At 70.3% G+C, this 17,671-nt stretch carries 14 protein-coding genes and 1 pseudogene; 7 read left to right on the forward strand and 8 right to left on the reverse strand.

The genetic code is table 11. The features are described from left to right. Nucleotides 1–30 precede the first annotated feature (30 nt). Complete coding sequence (locus VF106_RS33755; RefSeq protein ID WP_330843978.1) at nucleotides 31–2,970, forward strand: exo-alpha-sialidase; 2,940 nt, start codon at nucleotides 31–33, stop codon at nucleotides 2,968–2,970. Here VF106_RS33755 and VF106_RS33760 read toward each other — a convergent pair. Further along, a complete protein-coding gene (locus VF106_RS33760) occupies nucleotides 2,933–4,945 on the reverse strand; it encodes a beta-galactosidase (protein ID WP_330843979.1) in 2,013 nt (670 codons plus the stop codon). The genes VF106_RS33755 and VF106_RS33760 overlap by 38 nt on opposite strands. A gap of 98 nt (nucleotides 4,946–5,043) precedes the next feature. Here VF106_RS33760 and VF106_RS33765 point away from each other — a divergent pair, with 98 nt between their 5' ends. Further along, nucleotides 5,044–5,952, forward strand: a complete 909-nt coding sequence (locus tag VF106_RS33765; RefSeq protein ID WP_330843980.1) for a dihydrodipicolinate synthase family protein — start codon at nucleotides 5,044–5,046, stop codon at nucleotides 5,950–5,952. A 21-nt stretch (nucleotides 5,953–5,973) separates the two neighbouring features. Continuing rightward, nucleotides 5,974–6,696 (forward strand): FadR/GntR family transcriptional regulator, encoded by a 723-nt coding sequence (locus VF106_RS33770; RefSeq protein ID WP_330843981.1) that lies wholly within the window; start codon nucleotides 5,974–5,976, stop codon nucleotides 6,694–6,696. 56 nt (nucleotides 6,697–6,752) lie between these two features. Here VF106_RS33770 and VF106_RS33775 read toward each other — a convergent pair whose 3' ends face one another. Further along, complete coding sequence (locus tag VF106_RS33775; protein ID WP_330843982.1) at nucleotides 6,753–7,553, reverse strand: S1 family peptidase; 801 nt, start codon at nucleotides 7,551–7,553, stop codon at nucleotides 6,753–6,755. 195 nt (nucleotides 7,554–7,748) lie between these two features. Between VF106_RS33775 and VF106_RS33780 the strand changes: the two genes are divergently transcribed. After that, nucleotides 7,749–8,603, forward strand: a complete 855-nt coding sequence (locus tag VF106_RS33780) for an NAD-dependent epimerase/dehydratase family protein (protein WP_330843983.1) — start codon at nucleotides 7,749–7,751, stop codon at nucleotides 8,601–8,603. Here the strand turns inward: VF106_RS33780 and VF106_RS33785 are convergent. From VF106_RS33785 to VF106_RS33795, 3 genes are read right to left on the reverse strand one after another with little or no spacing between them, the layout of a single operon-like run. Further along, nucleotides 8,585–9,253: a response regulator gene (locus VF106_RS33785; protein WP_330843984.1), complete on the reverse strand. Its 669-nt coding sequence runs from the start codon at nucleotides 9,251–9,253 to the stop codon at nucleotides 8,585–8,587. The genes VF106_RS33780 and VF106_RS33785 overlap by 19 nt on opposite strands. Further along, nucleotides 9,250–10,356: a sensor histidine kinase gene (locus VF106_RS33790; RefSeq protein WP_330843985.1), complete on the reverse strand. Its 1,107-nt coding sequence runs from the start codon at nucleotides 10,354–10,356 to the stop codon at nucleotides 9,250–9,252. Before VF106_RS33790 ends, VF106_RS33785 begins: the two co-directional genes overlap by 4 nt. A gap of 1 nt (nucleotide 10,357) precedes the next feature. Further along, nucleotides 10,358–11,191: a hypothetical protein gene (locus VF106_RS33795; protein WP_330843986.1), complete on the reverse strand. Its 834-nt coding sequence runs from the start codon at nucleotides 11,189–11,191 to the stop codon at nucleotides 10,358–10,360. 157 nt (nucleotides 11,192–11,348) lie between these two features. On the opposite strand from VF106_RS33795, the gene VF106_RS33800 reads away from it, so the two are divergent. From VF106_RS33800 to VF106_RS33810, 3 genes and pseudogenes are all read left to right on the forward strand, one after another. Then, on the forward strand, nucleotides 11,349–12,791 hold the full coding sequence (locus VF106_RS33800; protein ID WP_330843987.1) for a multicopper oxidase family protein: 1,443 nt from the start codon (nucleotides 11,349–11,351) through the stop codon (nucleotides 12,789–12,791). A gap of 205 nt (nucleotides 12,792–12,996) precedes the next feature. Then, a pseudogene (locus VF106_RS33805) lies at nucleotides 12,997–13,806 on the forward strand (S1 family peptidase); the annotation flags it as partial. Nucleotides 13,807–13,941: 135 nt separating this feature from the next. Next, entirely contained in the window at nucleotides 13,942–14,169 is a 228-nt protein-coding gene (locus VF106_RS33810) for a proprotein convertase P-domain-containing protein (protein WP_330844008.1), read from the forward strand. Nucleotides 14,170–14,229: 60 nt separating this feature from the next. Here the strand turns inward: VF106_RS33810 and VF106_RS33815 are convergent, their stop codons facing one another. The 3 genes from VF106_RS33815 to VF106_RS33825 are packed head-to-tail and all read right to left on the reverse strand — an operon-like array spanning nucleotide 14,230 to nucleotide 17,567. Beyond that, nucleotides 14,230–15,645, reverse strand: a complete 1,416-nt coding sequence (locus VF106_RS33815; RefSeq protein ID WP_330843988.1) for an ATP-binding protein — start codon at nucleotides 15,643–15,645, stop codon at nucleotides 14,230–14,232. Then, nucleotides 15,642–17,297, reverse strand: coding sequence for an FAD-dependent oxidoreductase (locus VF106_RS33820; RefSeq protein ID WP_330843989.1), 1,656 nt, complete (start codon nucleotides 17,295–17,297; stop codon nucleotides 15,642–15,644). The genes VF106_RS33815 and VF106_RS33820 overlap by 4 nt, the downstream gene beginning before the upstream one ends. A gap of 12 nt (nucleotides 17,298–17,309) precedes the next feature. After that, nucleotides 17,310–17,567 carry a UBP-type zinc finger domain-containing protein gene (locus VF106_RS33825; protein ID WP_330843990.1) on the reverse strand — a complete coding sequence of 86 codons (258 nt, stop codon included), beginning with the start codon at nucleotides 17,565–17,567 and terminating at the stop codon, nucleotides 17,310–17,312. Between the last annotated feature and the right edge of the window lie 104 nt (nucleotides 17,568–17,671).

Consider the following 17,671-nt stretch of genomic DNA (forward strand, 5'->3'; position numbering starts at 1 on the left):
GTATCTACAAGCACTGTGAGGACGTGGTCCGTGAAAGCACTTCTCACCGCTCTGTTGTCGGTCGTGGTGGCCGCGAGTGTCACCCAGTCCGTTGCCGCCGAGCCGGCGCCCGCGCCGGCCTTCGACCAACAGGTGCTGTTCAAGGCGGCCAACGAGCAGGGCTACGGCTGCTTCCGCATCCCGGCGATCGTCAAGAGCAAGAAGGGCACGCTGTTGGCGTTCGCCGAGGGGCGGGTCGACAACTGCGGTGACACCGGCGACATCGACCTGGTGCTCAAGCGCAGCACCGACGGTGGCCGCACCTGGTCGCCGCTCCAGCTCGTCAACGAGGGCGGCGGCGACACGCACGGCAACCCGGTGCCCATCGTGGACAGGGTGACCGGCCGGATCTTCCTGTTCACCACCTACAACGCGGGCCGGGACGACGACAAGCCGTGTGCGACCCCGTGCCCGCGCTTCCCGCACCTGCAGTACAGCGACGACGACGGCGCGACGTGGTCGACGCCCGTGGACATGAGCAGCAAGGTCAAGCTGCCCGAATGGGACTGGTGGGTCGCCACCGGTCCGGTGCACGGCATCCAGCTGACGAGGGGACGCCACGCCGGCCGGCTCGTGTTCGGGATCAGCGGCGAGGTCGCAGGCGGCACGCAGGCGTACGCCAACGACGCCGCGCTCGTCTACAGCGACGACCACGGCCGCACCTGGCAGGTCGGTGCCAACGGCCGGACCGAGTTCCCGCCCGGCGGACGGTTCACGCAGAAGCCCCAGGAGATCACGGTCACCGAGCTGGCCGACGGTTCGGTGTACGCGAACGGCCGCGACCAGGGCGGCACCTCGGTCGGCAACCGGTCCTACGCGGTCAGCCGGGACGGCGGCAAGACCTTCAGTACACCGTGGACACCGATTCCCGACCTGGTGACCCCGACCGTGCAGAGCGCGGTGCTGCACCTCGAACGACCCGGTCCGGACCGGGTCCTGTACTCCGCGCCGTCGGACACCGACCGCCGCCGCTGGATGATGATCCGCTCGTCCTACGACAGCGGCCGCAGCTGGGAGAGCGCCGAGCAGGGCACAAGGATCACGAACGACTGGTCCGGCTACTCGGACATGGTGCAGATCAGCTCGGAGCGCGTCCGCAACGCCGAGATCGGCCTGCTGTACGAGGGCGGCCCGGTCGACGCCCGCGACGAGATCAGGTTCGCACGCTTCACGGAGGACTATCTCGGCTACCGCAAGCCGGTGGGACCGACCACTCCGGACACGTCGAAAACCCGTGCTGACACGTACGTCCTCGGTGGCGCGACCCCGGTCGCCGGGAAGTTCGGTCCCGGCCTGGAACTCGACGGCGTCGACGACTACCTGCGGGTGCCGTACGACCCGGCGCAGCTGCCCGGCGACGGCGACCTCACCTACACGGCGTGGTTCCGGTACGGCGCGTCCACCGGCCAGCAGGCGCTGCTGTGGTTGGGCGGCATGGGCACGACCGCGCCGCAGCTGTGGCTGCGTGGCGAACCGGCCAGCAACCGCCTCGTGGCGAACCTGACCACGGCGAACGGCAGCTCGCAGCTCACCACCACCTCGGCCTACAACGACAACCAGTGGCACCACGTGGCGTTGCAGCGTGCCGGCGGACAGCTGCGGCTGTGGATCGACGGCGCCGAGGTGGCGTCCGGCCCGGCCGTCGCGGGGTCGGTGAGCGAGCGGGTCGCGTTCCAGATCCACCTCGGTGAGCGACAGGACTACCTGCAGCGGTTCGACGGCACGTTCGACGAGGTCCGCCTCTACCGACGCGCGCTGTCCGCCGACGAACTGAACCAGATCCGGGCGTCCAATGCGGACATTCGCGACGGCCAGGTGCTGCGCCTGCCGCTCGACTCGGTGAAGGCACTGCCAGGTCAGGGTTGCACGTCCGTGCCGTTCATCTCCGGCACCGAGGGCTACCACACGTTCCGCATCCCCGCCGTGGTGCGGGCGAGGAACGGTGACGTGCTGGCCTTCGCCGAGGGCCGGGTCGAGTCGGCGGGCGACACCGGCGCGATCCGGGTCGTGTCACGCCGCTCGACGGACGGCGGCTGCACGTGGGGCCCGCTGACCGTGGTGTCGGAGAACGGCGACGCGACCGCGGGCAACCCCGCGCCGGTTGTGCTGCCGGGTGGCGACATCGTGTTGCTGACCACCCGCAACGGCCGGGTCACCGAGAAGGAGATCATGTCCGGCACGGTGTCCGCACAGGACAGTCGACGTGTTTTCGTCCAGCGCAGCAAGGACAACGGCCGCGGCTGGTCACCGGCACGCGAGATCACGTCCGTGGCGAAGAAGGCGGACTGGCGCTGGTACGCCACCGGCCCGGGGCACGCGATCGTGCTGCGGAACGGGCGGATCGTCGTGCCGGCCAACCACTCGTCGGCGCCGCCTGCCGGCTCGACCGACGTCGGCACCGAGGCCAAGTACTACGGCGGCCACGACCTGATCAGCGACGACGGTGGCCGCACCTGGCGGATCGGGTTCTCCGAGGACCGCGGCGACGCCGGTGTCGCGTCGAACGAGACGACGGTCGCGCAGCTGCCGGACGGCCGGCTGTACTTCAACAGCCGTAACCAGGGCAGCGCCGCGAACCGGGTCGACGCGTACAGCACCGACGGCGGCGCGACGCTCGCCGCGCCGTACCAGCCGCAGCCCGGTCTCTCGATCCCGAAGGTGCAGGCCAGTGTGCTGCAGACCGTGCGGCCGGACCTGCTGCTGTTCTCCGGCCCGTCGAACCCGACGGCGCGGCGCTCGATGGCCGTCCGGGCCAGCTCGGACGGCGGCCGGACGTGGCGGCAGGCGCTGCTCGTCTCCGACGCGCCCGCCGCCTACTCCGACCTCCTGCAGCTGTCCGGCTCGACCGTCGGCCTGCTCTACGAGACCGGCGTGACCGGCACCTACGAGACGATCACGTTCCGGCAGCTGCCGATGCGTGACCTGGGCTAGCCAGATGCGCGACCAGTACTCCTCGACCGGCGAGCCGCTCCTCCTCCGTGAGCGGCTCGCCGGTGAGGGCGTCGGTCGCACCGGCCGGAACCGGCACGGTCACCTCGGTCTCGTTGTGGTTCAGCAGGAACAGCCACTGTCCACGCAGGACGGACTCGACGCCGGCTGGCAGCTCGGGTGTCGGCACCCCGGCGTCTTCGAGTGCGCGCGCCAGCACGGCGGCCATCGCCTGCTCGTCCGGCCGGGTGCCGAGGTAGGTGGCGACACCATCGCCGAACGTGTGGCGCGTGATCGCTGGCCGGCCGGCCAGCTCACCGCCGGTGAACGTGTCGAGCACCTCGGCGCCCTCGGCCGCGATCCACTCCGACCAGAGGGTGCCCGTGGCGCCGGAGCCGAGCGCGACCGTCCCGCCGGCGGGCAGCGGCCAGAACTCCTCGACCACGAGGCCGAGCAGCTCACGGAACGGGCCGGGATAGCCGCCGAGGTGAACGCGCTCATTGCCGTCCACGATCCCGGAGAAGTACGACATGACGAGGTGTCCGCCGGCGCGGACGTACTCGACGAGCCGCGCGGCCACCTCGGTGTCGACCGCGTACAGGTTGGGCACGACCACCAAGCGGTACCTGCTCAGGTCGGCGGTGGGTGCCACCACGTCCACCGCGACGTTCGCGTTCCACAAGGGACGGTAGTGCGCGAAGTTGGTGTCCTCGAACGAGAGGTCCGAGGCCGGCAGGGCGCTTCCTTCGAGGGCCCAGCCGCTGGACCAGTCCGCCACCAACGCGGCATGAGCGCTCACATCCGCGCCCAGCAACGGTTCCAGCTTCGCCAGCTCCGCGCCGAGTGCCGAGCTCTCGGTGAACACGCGGCTGTTCTCGCCGGCGTGCGGCACGATGGCCGAGTGGAAGCGTTCCGCGCCGCCGCGGGACTGTCGCCACTGGAAGTACATGACGGCGTCCGCGCCGCGTGCGACGGCCTGGTGGCTCCACAGCCGCATCTCGCCAGGGGCCTTCGGCGCGTTGCGTTCACGCCAGTTCACCGCGCTCGGGGCCTGCTCCAGCAGCAGCCACGGTCCGCCGTGCAGCGAACGCATCCAGTCGTACATGAACGCCGCCTGGACGACCGTGTCGCGGTCGTGCGGGTCCGGGTAGGAGTCGTAGGACACCACGTCGAGGTGCGGGGCCCACTCCGTCGCGTCGATCCGGTGCCACGCGCCGACGAAGTTCGTCGTCACCGGCACGTCCGGCGTGACTCGGTTCAGGATCTCCTTCTCCATCAGGTAGCACTCGAGCAACGCGGCGGAGGAGAACCGCTTGTAGTCCAGGACCTGCGCGGGGTTGCGGAACGTCGGCGCGGTGCGCGGTGGTGCCACCTCGGCCAGGTCGGTGTAGCGCTGGGACCAGAACGTGGTGGACCACGCGTCGTTGAGCGCGCTCACATCGCCGTATCGGTCGGCGAGCCAGCCGCGGAACGCGTTCGCGGACACGTCGCAGAAGCACTCCGGCACATGGCAGCCGTACTCGTTGTTCACGTGCCACATGGCCAGCGCGGGGTGGTTGGCGTAGCGGGTGGCGAGTGCCTCGACGAGACGGGCGGCGTGCTCCCGGTAGACCGGGCTGGACGGGCAGTAGTGCTGCCGTCCTCCTGGGGACAGGACGGTGCCGTCCTCGCGACGCGGCAGCGTCTCCGGGTGGCGGTGCGCGAGCCACGGTGGCGGGGACGCGGTCATGGTGGCGAGGCAGACGTTGACCCCGTTGGCGGACAGCAGGTCCATGACCCGGTCGAGCCACCCGAAGTCGTACACCCCCGGCGCGGACTCGGTCATCGCCCAGCCGAAGATCCCCACGGACACCATGGTGACGCCGGCCGCCTTCATCAGCGCGACGTCCTCGGCCCACACCGACTCCGGCCACTGTTCGGGGTTGTAGTCGGCCCCGAACCCGAACGCTCCGAGGCGGTGCCGCACGACTGAGCTCACGACGATCCTCATCTCAACTCGCGAATGACATAGGACATAGGACGTAGGATGTTGGGCGACCGTATGCCGGCTCGACTCCGGTCCGCAAGGGAGACACTTTGACACAGCTCTACGGCGGCGTGGTGCCACCCGTGTGCACACCCCTGACCCCGGAACGGGAGCTCGACGTGCCCTCGTTGGAACGCCTTGCCGCGTTCCTGATCGAGGGCGGCATGCACGCGTTGTTCGTCACCGGCTCGACCGGTGAGGTCGCCTACCTGCCGGACGAGACCCGTTACCGGGTGCTGGAGGTCGTGGCGGGGGTCTCCTCGGGGCAGGTGCCGGTGCTCGCCGGCGTCATCGACACCACCACGCCGCGCGTCATCGAGCACGCGAAGGCGGCCAAGGCGGCCGGCGCCGACGCGCTGGTGGCGACCGCGCCCTTCTACGCACCGACGGACCCGGTCGAGTTCCCCGGGCACTTCCGTGCCATCCGAGCAGCGGTGGACCTCCCGCTCATCGCCTACGACATCCCGGTGTCGGTGGGTCACAAACTGCCAACCGACCTGTTGTTGACGCTCACCCAGGACGGCACGATCGACGCGGTGAAGGACTCGAGCGGCGACCTCGACGGCCTGCGGGCGCTGCTGGAGTCGGACGTCCCGGTGCGGTGCCTGACCGGCTCGGAGGTGCTGGCCGACGTCGCGCTCTTCCTCGGCTCCCACGGCCTGGTGCCCGGCCTCGGCAACGTCGACCCGCACGGGTACGTACGCCTGTACGAGGCGGCCCTGCGCGGCGACTGGGACGCGGCGAAGACCGAGCAACAGCGGCTGCGGAAGCTGTTCCGGATCATCTTCGTCGGCGACGGCCGCATGGGTCGGTACTCCTCGGCGATGGGCGCGTTCAAGGAGGGCCTCGTGGCCCGCGGCGTCATCGCGGGCGGCACGACGAGCCACCCGATGATCCCGCTCGACGACACGGAACGCGCGTCGGTGCGAAGCCATCTCGCGGAAGCGGGCCTGCTCTAGAGTTTGGCCAAGGAGGTCTGAGTGACGGAGCAGCAGCACATGCCGGCGAAGCTGGCCACGAGGATGAGCCGGGCGATCCGGGACGAGATCACCGCGCTCATCCTCAACCGGGGCCTGCGCTCGGGCGACCCGCTGCCGACCGAGACCGAGCTCGTCGAGGCACTCGGGGTCAGCCGCAACTCGATCCGCGAGGCACTCAAGGCGCTGCAGGCGTTGGACATCGTGGAGATCCGGCACGGCTACGGCACCTACGTCGGTCGTCTGTCGCTCGACCCGCTGGCCGACGGGCTGACCTTCCGCGCCCTGCACGACATCGGCAAGGACCTCCGCTCGATGGAGGAGATCCTGGAGGTCCGCGAGGCGCTGGAGGCCGCGCTGATCCGCCGGGTGGCCGCGACCGTGCCGGAGGAGGACCTGGTCGCGCTGGACGAGGTCACCAAGAAGATGGCCGAGCGTGCCAGGTCGGGACAGACGTTCGCCGAAGAGGACCGCGAGTTCCACGAGCTGCTGTACCGGTCGCTGAACAACGCGCTCGTGACACAGCTGCTGCGTGCCTTCTGGGACGTCTTCCACCGGGTCAACCACCGGCTCGGCGTCACCGACCCGAACCCGGCACAGACCGTCCGCCGGCACCGGGCCATCGTGACCGCACTCCGCAAGCGGGACGTGGCCCGCGCTGAGCACGCGATGGTCGAGCACTTCCGCAACCTGGACGCCAGGATCGCGCAGATAAAGTCGACCTGAGAGCCGCGGCGGGCCGCCTCCCGGCAAGCGGGAGACGGCCCATGGTGAAACGTCGACTACGGGAGTGACGCGGCAGCGGAGGCGATCGCCGAGGCGAAGGTGCTCACCTGCGTGTACACGCCCGGGGCCTGCGGGCGCGCACAACCGATGCCCCAACTGGTGATGCCGACCTGGACCCATGCGTTGTTGTTGTTGCGGCGGAACATCGGGCCGCCGGAGTCACCCTGGCAGGTGTCCACACCACCGGAGTTCCAGTTGCCGGCGCAGATCTCCTCGGCGGCGATCAGACCGCTGTACCCGCTCGCACTGCGGCACTGCGTGTCGCTGATGAACGGCACGTTCGCCTTGAGCAGGAAGCGCTGCTGCCCGCCACCCTCGGTGGCCGCGCCCCAGCCGGCGACGGTGAACGTGCCGCTGTCGAACGCCGTCGACGTGGCGATCGGCAGCGTGGCCAGGTTGGTGATCGGCGAGTTCAGCTTGATCAGCGCCCAGTCGTCGCCGTTCGGATAGCCGGGCGCCTGGTGGACATAGGTCGACCTGCGGGTGATCCGGCTCGAGGACTGGAGGTCGACGACGCCGGCGGTCGCCGTGATGCTGGTGTTGTTGCCGGTGCCGCTGACGCAGTGCGCCGCGGTCAACACGATGCTCGGGGTGTACAGGGCGCCGCCGCAACCCATCGACAGGCGGACCATGAACGGGAACTCGCCCTGTGCGGCGCGGGTTCCCCCGATGACCTGGACGCCGACGTCCGACGGCGGCGGTGCGGCCACCGCCTGTCCGGCGGCAGCACCGAACACGGCGGCCGCGCCGATGGTGACCAGCGCGGTTCTGCGCAGGGCGGATCTGATTCTGGACACGGGAAGGTTCCTCTCGACAGACCGGATCTCGGACAGCAGGGGTGTCGAAACGGAGGTAGTCGACCGATGACCACTGGCTGTGGCCGAGCAGCGATCCTCCGTATCTGATCTCACCCGGTCAGGGACACCGGCCACAAGACTGCAAAGCGGTCAACTACCGTTCGTCCGAGCGGGTCCGCGACGAAGGAGGGGTGGATGGCCAGAGTCGTCGTCACCGGTGGGAGTGGGAAGCTCGGCCGGGCCGTGGTCGCCGAGCTGCTCGAGCACGGCTGGGAGGTGCACAACCTCGACCTGGTCCCCTCCGGCGCGAGCCAGCACACACGGGTCGACCTGACCGACTACGGCCAGGTCGTCGAGGCGCTGACCGGCATCGACGACCGCTACCACGGGGTGGACGCGGTGGTTCACCTCGCCGCGATCCCGGCGCCTGGCCTCACGGCGAACGCGGCCACGTTCGCCAACAACGTGCCGTCGACGTACAACGTGTTCGCCGCCGCCCGGCTCGCCGGGATCAAGAACGTGGTGTGGTCGTCCAGCGAGACCGTGCTCGGCCTGCCGTTCGAGACTCCGCCGCCGTACGTGCCGGTCGACGAGGAGTACCCCGGCCGCCCCGAGTCGACGTACTCGCTTGGCAAGCTGCTCGACGAGACGATGGCCGCCCAGTTCTGCCGCTGGGACCCGACGTTGAAGATCATCGGCCTGCGGTTCTCGAACGTGATGGACCCGCAGGACTACGCACGGTTCCCCGGCTTCGACGCGGACGCGCGGGCCCGCAGCTGGAACCTGTGGTCCTACATCGACGCCCGCGACGGCGCGCAGGCAGTGCGCCTCGCCCTCGAGTACGACCGGCCCGGGTTCGAGGTGTTCGTCATCGCCAACGCCGACACGGTCATGTCGCGACCCAACCACGAGCTGCTCGCCGAGGTGTACCCGGACGTGCCGCACAAGCGCGAGTTCGGCCAACACGAGACCCTGCTGTCCATCGACAAGGCGAAGCGACTGCTGGGCTTCGAGCCGAGGCATTCGTGGCGTCAGGAGAGCGGTTCCTGACCCGGTTCGACCAGCCGGTGCCGGTAGGCCAGCGCCACCAGCTGGGCGCGGTCGCGAGCGCCCAGCTTGGCGAGCGCACGGCTGATGTGGGTCTTGGTGGTGGCCGGGCTGATCACCAGCTCCCGGGTGATCTCCTCATTGGACAGTCCATGCGCCGCGAGCGCGACCACCTCCCGCTCGCGCGCGGTGAGCTGGGCGAAAACGTCGTGGTTGACCGCACCCGTCGGTGTGGTCGCGCGGGCGAGCAGCCGTCTCGTCATGCCGGGTGACAGGAGCTCCTCCCCACCGGCGACGACCCGGATGCCGTGGAGCAGTTGCGCCGGGTCGGTGTTCTTCAGCAGAAACCCGCTCGCGCCAGCGTTCAGGCCGGCGATGGCGTAGTCGTCCTCGTCGAAGGTCGTCAGGATGAGCACGCGCACGGCGGACAGCGCCGGGTTCGCGGCCACGCGCCGGATGCCCTCGATGCCGTCCACACCGGGCATCTGGACGTCCATGAGGATCACGTCCGGCACGGTCGTCGCCGCCAGTTCCGCCGCCGCGGCGCCGTCGCTCGCCTCACCGACCACCGTCATGTCCGGTTCGTTGTCGATGAGCATCCGGAATCCGCCACGCACCAGGGCCTGGTCGTCGGCGATCACGACCCTGATCATGAACGTCCCTCCTGGACCGGTAGCACGCACCGCACCTCGAACCCATCCTCCACTCGCCCGGCGGTCAGGGTGCCGCCCAGTTTCTCCGCGCGGGCCCGCATGCCGTCGATGCCGTGACCACCAACGGTGGTGTGCTCCGCGTGCGGCTTCCCGTCGTCGCGCACCACGATCTCCAGCGCGTCACCGTAGACCAGTTCGAGGCGCACCGAGGTGGCACGCGCGTGCCGGCGCACGTTGGTGAGCGACTCCTGGATGATGCGGAACGCCGCCAGGTCCACGGCCACCGGCACGGTCCGGTTCTCGCCACGCACCACCAACGTCACGCGCATCCCCGCGGCGTCGAGCAGCTTGTCGAGCTTGGCGAGGCCGCCGGTGGCCGTGCGCATGTCCGGTGACCGCATCGCACCCAGCAGCACCTGCACCTCGGCGAGGCCGTCGTCGCTGATCCGCTTGATCGTGTGCAGTGCCTCGGTGGCCTTCTCGGGGCGGCGGCCCACGATGTGCGCGGCCACCCCGGCCTGCACGCTGATCGCGGCCATGGTGTGGCCGAACACGTCGTGCAGCTCGCGCGCGATCTCGAGACGTTCCTCGGCGGCCTGCCGCCGGGTCTGGTCCGAGCGGGCCTCGGCGATCCGTTCGGCCCGCTCCCTGGCACCCGCCGCGAAAGCGCGGTGGGAGTGGACAGCGGCGCCAAGGGCGGTCGCGGCGGCTTCCAGCGGCACGGCGTTGAAGACCTGGTCGCCGAACCACTCCCCGTCGAGCGCGAACCGCACCGTCAGCACCGTGACGGTCGCGGTGAACAGGCCGCCGACCACGCCCGCCTTCCACCCCCGGTGCGCGGCGAGGGTGTAGCAGCCGATCAGCGACGCCGTGCTGATCAGCCGGCCGGGGTAGAGGAGGAACCACCCGACCGTGATCATGTTGACCGCCACCAGGCAGGCGACGGGACAGCGCCGCCGGACCGCGATCGCCGCCCCGGCCGCCACCGCGAGCGCGACCGCGCCCCAGTCCAGCGCGCCCTCCGGTCCCGGCGGGCCCCAACCCAGCAGGCCGGTCAGGAGCACGAGGGCCGCGATACCGGCGCCCAGTGCGGTGTCGAGCACGTCACCCCTCCACTGTGATCAGCGCGCGCATGCCGCGTGCCGCGAACATCGTGCCAGTAGCCACATCCCGGACCCAGGTGACCAGCGCGTACTCCCCCGGCGGCAGGTCCGTGGACAGGACCGCGGACCGTCGAGGCGAGAGCGGCACGACACCCGTGGGGCCGCCGGTGAACAGCGAACCGGCCGGTCGTCGACCCGCGTCGACCTCGGTGAAGAACGCGTCGAGGTCGACGAGCGTGGTGCCGGCGCGGACGGGCATCAGCATGGCCTCGTTGTGCTGGCACGACTGGTTGATCACCTGGACGGGACCGGACAACGTCGCGGGCGTTTCGAACACGCCGTCGCGCAGGACGATCCGCGCCGCCGGTGCCGGTGTCCGCCCCGCCTGGCTCGGCAGGACCCGAACGCGGTGCACGCGCTCGGCGAGGTCCGGCAGCCCGACGTCCCGAAAGTCGATCAGGTAGTGATCGCCGGGCGCGACCCGCAGCGTCGCCGAAGCCGGGACGTGTGCGACGGCGACACCGCCGAGCATCTCGACATCACGGGCGACGGCCCGGCCGCCCTCGACCGGATCGTCGCCCATGGCGCGGGCGAGGGCGTCGAGGTACCGCTCCAGGGTGACCCCGGGACGCGGGCGCACGAGCCCGACCCACGCCCCGCCTGGATCGGTGGATCGGACGTGGAGGGTCACCGGCCCGGCCGGCAAGGTGGCGGGCGCGGCGAACCCGTCCGGCGTGACGGCGATGTGCACGTCCCGGACCGGGGCGGCCTGCGCGGCGGGGGCGACGGCGACGAGCGCACCGAGAAGTGCGGGGATCAGAAGAAGTCGTTTCATGGCGACGACTCTGCTGTTCCGCACCGGGTAACCGCGTCAGCCCGACGCCGACACCGCGGCCGTACCGCTGGGGTATGACGCTACCGCCCTGGTCGTACGCGAAGGTTGCCGCGCCGGGCCGACGCGCCGACGTGCGCTTCTCCGCAGGATTCTCGGCATGAGACGACGCGACTTCCTCGCCCTCACCGGGCTCCTCGCCGGACTCGCGCTGACCGGATGCGGTGATGTGGAAGGCAACGCCGGCAGCCTGACGTTCCGCAACCCGCTGCGCATACCGCCCCTGCTCGACCCGCGAGCCGACGGCGACGGCGTCAAGCGGTTCGCACTCGAGCTACGCCAGGGCAGCGCCGAGTTCCTCCCCGGTAAGCGGGCGAGGACCTGGGGCATCAACGGTGACTACCTCGGCCCGACTCTGCGTGCGCGCCGCGGTGACCGGGTGGCGATGGCCGTGACGAACACCCTCGGTGAAGCGACGACCCTCCACTGGCACGGCATGCGGCTGCCCGCACGCATGGACGGCGGTCCACACCAGATGGTCCAGCCCAGCGAGACGTGGAGTCCGGAATGGACGATCGACCAGCCGGCCGCCACGACCTGGTACCACCCGCACCCGCACGGCGAGACGTCAGAACACGTGTACCGCGGCCTGGCCGGCATGTTCATCCTGGACGACGACGAGGACGTCGACCTGCCATCGGACTACGGCACCGACGACGTCCCGCTGATCATCCAGGACAAGAAGATCACCGCGGACGGTCGGCTCGACGAGGACTTCGGCGGCACGTGGGGCCTGCTCGGCGACCAGATCCTGGTCAACGGCACGTACGACCCGCACTTCCGGGTCACGACCACCCGAGTCCGCTTCCGCCTGCTCAACGCGTCCAACGCGCACGTCTTCCACCTGGGCTTCGCCGACGACCGCGAATTCCACGTCGTCGCGAGCGACGCGGGCCTGCTGGCGAAACCCGCGCCGCTGAACCGCCTCCGGATCAGCCCGGGCGAGCGATTCGAGATCGTGGTGGCGTTCGAGCCGGACGAGCAGGTGGTACTGAAAGCCTTCAGCGGCGACGAGACCATCGACAGCGGCGACTACGACATCCTGAAGCTCGCCGCCGCCGCGCGCCTGGCCCCGTCCCCCGAGCTGCCGCGCGACCTGGTCGCGCTCACCCCACCGGTCGCGGGCAGGAAGGTCCGCCGCTTCCGGCTCGGTGGCTCGAACATCAACGGGCAGAACATGGACATGAACCGGATCGACGAGGTCGTGCCCGCCGGCGCCCGCGAGCTCTGGGAGCTGGACAACGTCACCTACGAGCACAACTTCCACATCCACGAGGTGCGGTTCCGGGTGCTCGACATCGACGGCGCACGGCCTCCCGAGCACCTAAGCGGCCCGAAGGACACCGTGTTCGTGCCCGACGGCGCGCGGATCCGGCTCGCCGTCGAGTTCGGACACCACGTCGACCCGAAGACCCCGTACATGTACCACTGCCACATCCTCAAACACGAGGACAACGGCATGATGGGCCAGTTCGTGATCGTCGAGCCGGGCACGGAAGACGAGGTGCCGCGTCCGTCACCCAAGACGGGCCATGGCCACTGACGGCCACGCGTGCCACCCCGCCTACTCGATCTCCGCTCGGACGAGCGGTAGTTGACCGATTTGCAGTCTTGTGGCCGAGGCCCTCAACAGGTGAGATCAGCAACGGAAGATCGCTGACCGGCCACAGCCAGTGGTCATCGCGCCGTCCTCCGCCTTTCTCGACACCCCTGCTGTCCGGATACCGGACTGTCGAAAGGACTTCGCCGTGACAAGATTCAGAGCCGCCCTGCGCAGAGCCACCCTGGCGACCGTTGGCGTCGCCGCCGCGCTCGGCGCCGCCGCCGGACAGGCGGTCGCCGCCCCCGAGACGCCGTCGAACGACGTACAACCCCAGGTCATCGGCGGCACGCGTGCCGCGCAGGGCGAGTTCCCGTTCATGGTCCGCCTGTCGATGGGCTGCGGCGGCGCCCTGTACACCACCGACGTCGTGCTCACCGCGGCGCACTGCGTCAGCGGCACCGGCAACAACACCAGCATCGGGGTGACCGCCGGCGCCGTCGACCTGCAGGACCCGAACCGCGTCACCCGCACGTCCACCTACGTCTACCAGGCGCCGGGCTACAACAACCCGAGCGGTGACGACTGGGCGCTGATCAAGCTCAACGCGCCGATCACCAACCAGGCCACGCTGCCGATCGCCACGTCGACGGCGTTCGACAGCGGCACGTTCACCGTCGCCGGCTGGGGCGCCGCCGTCGAGGGCGGCGTCCAGCAGCGGTACCTGCTGAAGGCGGACGTGCCGTTCATCTCCGACTCGCAGTGCGCCAGCGCCGGTGGCAGCTACGCCGACCTGGTGCCGGCCGAGGAGATCTGCGCCGGCAACTGGAGCTCCGGTGGCGTGGACACCTGCCAGGGTGACTCGGGCGGCCCGATGTTCCGCCGCGACAACAACAACGCATGGGTCCAGGTCGGCATCACCAGCTGGGGCATCGGCTGCGCCCGTCCCGAGAACCCGGGCGTCTACACCCAGGTGAGCAACTTCGCGTCGGCCATCGCCGCGGCCGCCGCGTCGCTGCCGGGCACCCAGCCGCCGCCGGGACGCACGTTCGAGAACACGAACAACGTCAACATCACCGACAACGCCACCGTGTCCAGCCCGATCACGGTGTCGGGCGCGACGGGCAACGCGTCGGCGAACACCAACATCGAGGTGCACATCGTGCACACCTACCGCGGTGACCTGGTGGTCGACCTCGTCGCCCCGGACGGCTCGGTCTACAACCTGCTGAACCGCTCCGGCGGCAGCGCGGACAACGTGGACCAGGTGTTCGTGAGAAACGTGTCGAGCGAGGTGGCCAACGGCACCTGGAACCTCCGGGTCCGGGACGCGGCCACCGCGGACACCGGCTTCATCGACAGCTGGAAGATCAGCCTGTAGCACTCTTGTCGAGGGCCGCTTCCGACACCGGGAGCGGCCCTCGGCCCCAGCAGTCCACGGTCACTGCGCGGCGGCCTCCCGCAGTGGAAGACGGACCTGGAAGTGCGTGTCGCCCGGCTCGGACTCGATGCGCATGTCGCCGCCGTGGCGGTTGACGACCACCCGCCACGACACGTCAAGGCCCAGGCCCGTCCCCTTGCCGACGCCCTTGGTCGTGAAGAACGGCTCGAACACGCGCCGCTTCAGGTCCGGTGGCACGCCGGGGCCGGTGTCGATGACCTCGACGAGCACGTTGTCGCCGTCGCGGGCGGTGCGGATCGTCACCGTGCCGTCGCCGTCGACGGCGTGCAGCGCGTTGTCGATCAGGTTGGTCCACACCTGGTTGAGCTCCGCCGGGTAGGCCGGCACGTGCGGCAGCGACCGGTCGTAGTCCTTCACGATCCGCACGCCGGGGCCGATCTTGCCCGACATCATGACGAGCGTCGCGTCCAGACCCTCGTGGACGTCCACGTCCTGGTGCGGGGTCCGGTCCAGCTGCGAGTACTGCTTGGCCGCGCCGATCAGTTCGGAGATCCGCTTCGTGCTCTCCTTCACCTCGATCAGCAGGTTCTCCGTCTCCACCGTGTAGGCGAGCCAGCGCAGCGCGGGCTCCAGGAACCCGGGGTCGACCGCGTTCGACAGCTCGTCCAGGTCGGAGGTGGTGATCCCGGCCGCCACGAACACGGGGGCGAGGTCCCAGCCGCCGTTGACGTCGCGCTCCTCGAGCCACTCGCCGAGCTCGTCCTCGCGGTCGGCCACCTGCATGGGCGTCAGCTCCTCGGTCGACGCCATCCGCTCGATGAACTTCTCCTGGATCTTCGTGAGCCGGTGCAGCTGCAGCCCGTCGAAGTGACCGTCCGCCAGCATCGCCAGCTTGTGCCGCATGCCGGCGAAGCGCTCCCGCAACGTCCCGGTCGCCCGCACGGCCGCCGCGGCCGGGTTGTTCAGCTCGTGGGTCAGACCGGCGGTGAGCTTGCCCAGCGCCAGCAGGCGCTCCCGCTGGGCGATCAGCTCGTTCGCGTTGTTGAGGCCGACGAACATGCCCTGCAGCAGGTGCACGGCCATCGGGAACCACTGCCGGAACTTCGCCGCGAACTCCGTCGCCGGCAGCGCGAGGAACTCGCAGTCGGTGACCGCGCGGACCGTCGCCCCGTACACCTGGTCGACCTGGTCCTCGAGGTAGAACTGCGTCGCGCCGGCGTAGACCCCCGGCTGGTCCGTGCGCGTGATCTCCACCTCGTCGCCGCGGACCTTGCGCAGGAGCGTCAACGTGCCGGACAGCAGCACGTAGAAGCACTCCGCCTGCGCGCCCTCGGCCAGCACCGTCTCCCCCGCCTTGTAGGAGACGACGTCGGCGCTCTCGACCAGCCACGCCAGCTGCGCGTCGGTCAGGTGCTCGAACAGGAACAGCTCGCGGAGCTGAGCTGGCGTGGTCACTGCTCCTCCAGGAATCGGTGCACGAGCGTCACCGCCATCGCGCCCTCCCCGACCGCCGACGCGACCCGCTTCACCGACTGGGCCCGCACGTCGCCGGCCACGAACACGCCAGGCACGCTCGATTCAAGGTAGAACGGGTCGCGCTGCAGTGGCCACCCCGCGGGCCGGCTCCCGTCGACGAGCAGGTCCGGGCCGGTCCAGACGAACCCGCGCTCGTCGCGCGCCACCACGCCGTCCAGCCAGTCCGTGCGGGGCTCGGCGCCGATGAAGATGAACAGGTGGCTGGTGTCGACCGTCTCGGACGTGCCGTCGACGTGGTCGAGCCGCAGCCGCTCCAGGTGGTCGTCGCCGTGCACCTCGCCGACCGTCGTGCACGTGCGGACGTGCACGTTGGGGATGGCCTCCAACTGCTGGATGAGGTAGTGCGACATCGACGACCGCAGCGACTCGCCACGCACCACCAGCGTGACCGACCGCGCGTGCCGCGAGAAGAACACCGCGGCCTGGCCCGCCGAGTTCGCGCCGCCGACGATGTAGACGTCGCGGTTGAGGCACTCGGGCGCCTCGGTCATCGCCGAGCCGTAGTACACGCCGCGACCCGACAGCTCGTCGACGCCCGGTGCGACCAGGCTCCGGTACGACACGCCGGTCGCGAGGATCACCGCGTGCGCGGCGATGCTGCTGCCGTCTCCGAACCGCACCACCCGCGCGGAGCCCTGCACGTCCAGCGAGACGACGTCCCGCGCGGTGAGCATCTCCGCGCCGAACTTGACCGCCTGGCGTCGTGCCCGGTCGGTGAGCTGCGCGCCGGACACACCGTCGGGGAAGCCGAGGTAGTTCTCGATGCGTGAGCTCTGCCCGGCCTGTCCGCCCGCGGCCTGCCGCTCCACGAGGACGGTGCGCAGCCCCTCGGACGCGCCGTACACCGCGGCGCCCAGCCCGGCGGGGCCGCCGCCGACCACGATCAGGTCGTAGAAGTCGGTCGCCGGGTCCACGGTCAGCCCGACCGCGGTCGCGATCTCGGCGTCGGACGGGGCCAGCAGCGCGCGGCCGTCGGCCGTGATCACCACCGGGATCTCGGTCGGGTCGGCCGCGGCGGCGTCGAGCAGGCGGCGGCCCTCCGGCTCGTCGATCGTGTAGTAGCGGTACGGCACGGCGTTGCGGGCGAGGAAGTCGCGGGCGGCATAGGTCGGCGCCGACCAGCGGTGGCCGACGATCTTGATCTCCTCGACGGCGGCGGCGCCGGAGCTGCGCCACGTCTCGATCAGCGCGTCCACGACCGGGTAGAGCTTCTCCTCCGGCGGGTCCCACGGTTTGAGCAGGTAGTGGTCGACGTCCACCAGGTTGATGGCCTGGATGGCGGCGTCGGTGTCGGCGTAGGCGGTGAGCAGCGCGCGGCGGGCGCGCGGGAACAGGTCCATGGCCTGCTCCAGGAACTCGATGCCGTTCATCTCCGGCATGCGGTAGTCGGCGAGCATGGCCGCCACCTGCTCGCCCCGCAGCTTGAGCTCCTTGAGTGCCTCCAGGGCCTCCTGACCGGACGACGCCCGCACCACGCGGTGCCCTTCGCCGTACCGGCGGCGCAGGTCGCGCGCCACCGCTCTGGACACGCCAGGGTCGTCGTCGACGGTCAGGAGTACCGGTTTGTTCACTGCGCTATTCACTCACACAGCCACTTCGTCCACGTAGCACCACCGCCAGTCCTCGCCCGGCTCGAACGACTGGACCACCGGGTGCCGGGTGTGCGCGAAGTGCGCGGTCGCGTGCTTGTTGGGGGACGAGTCGCAGCAGCCGACGTGCCCGCAGCTCAGGCACTCCCGGAGGTGGACCCACTGGCCACCGACGGCGAGGCAGTCCGTGCAACCCTCGGTCGAACTCGGCGAGACGTCGCGGATCTCGGCGACGTGCGTGCATTCAGCCATGCCCCCATCCTTCCACCGCGCCGGGGAGTTGATACCCGGCGCGCGGGTTGCCAAGGCTCCGGCGGCGGACGTACAGTCCCGCTGTAAACGTTCTCGTAAACGTT

Origin of the sequence: Actinophytocola sp., from assembly GCF_036378875.1 — a bacterium.
Taxonomy (GTDB): Bacteria; Actinomycetota; Actinomycetes; order Mycobacteriales; family Pseudonocardiaceae; genus Actinophytocola.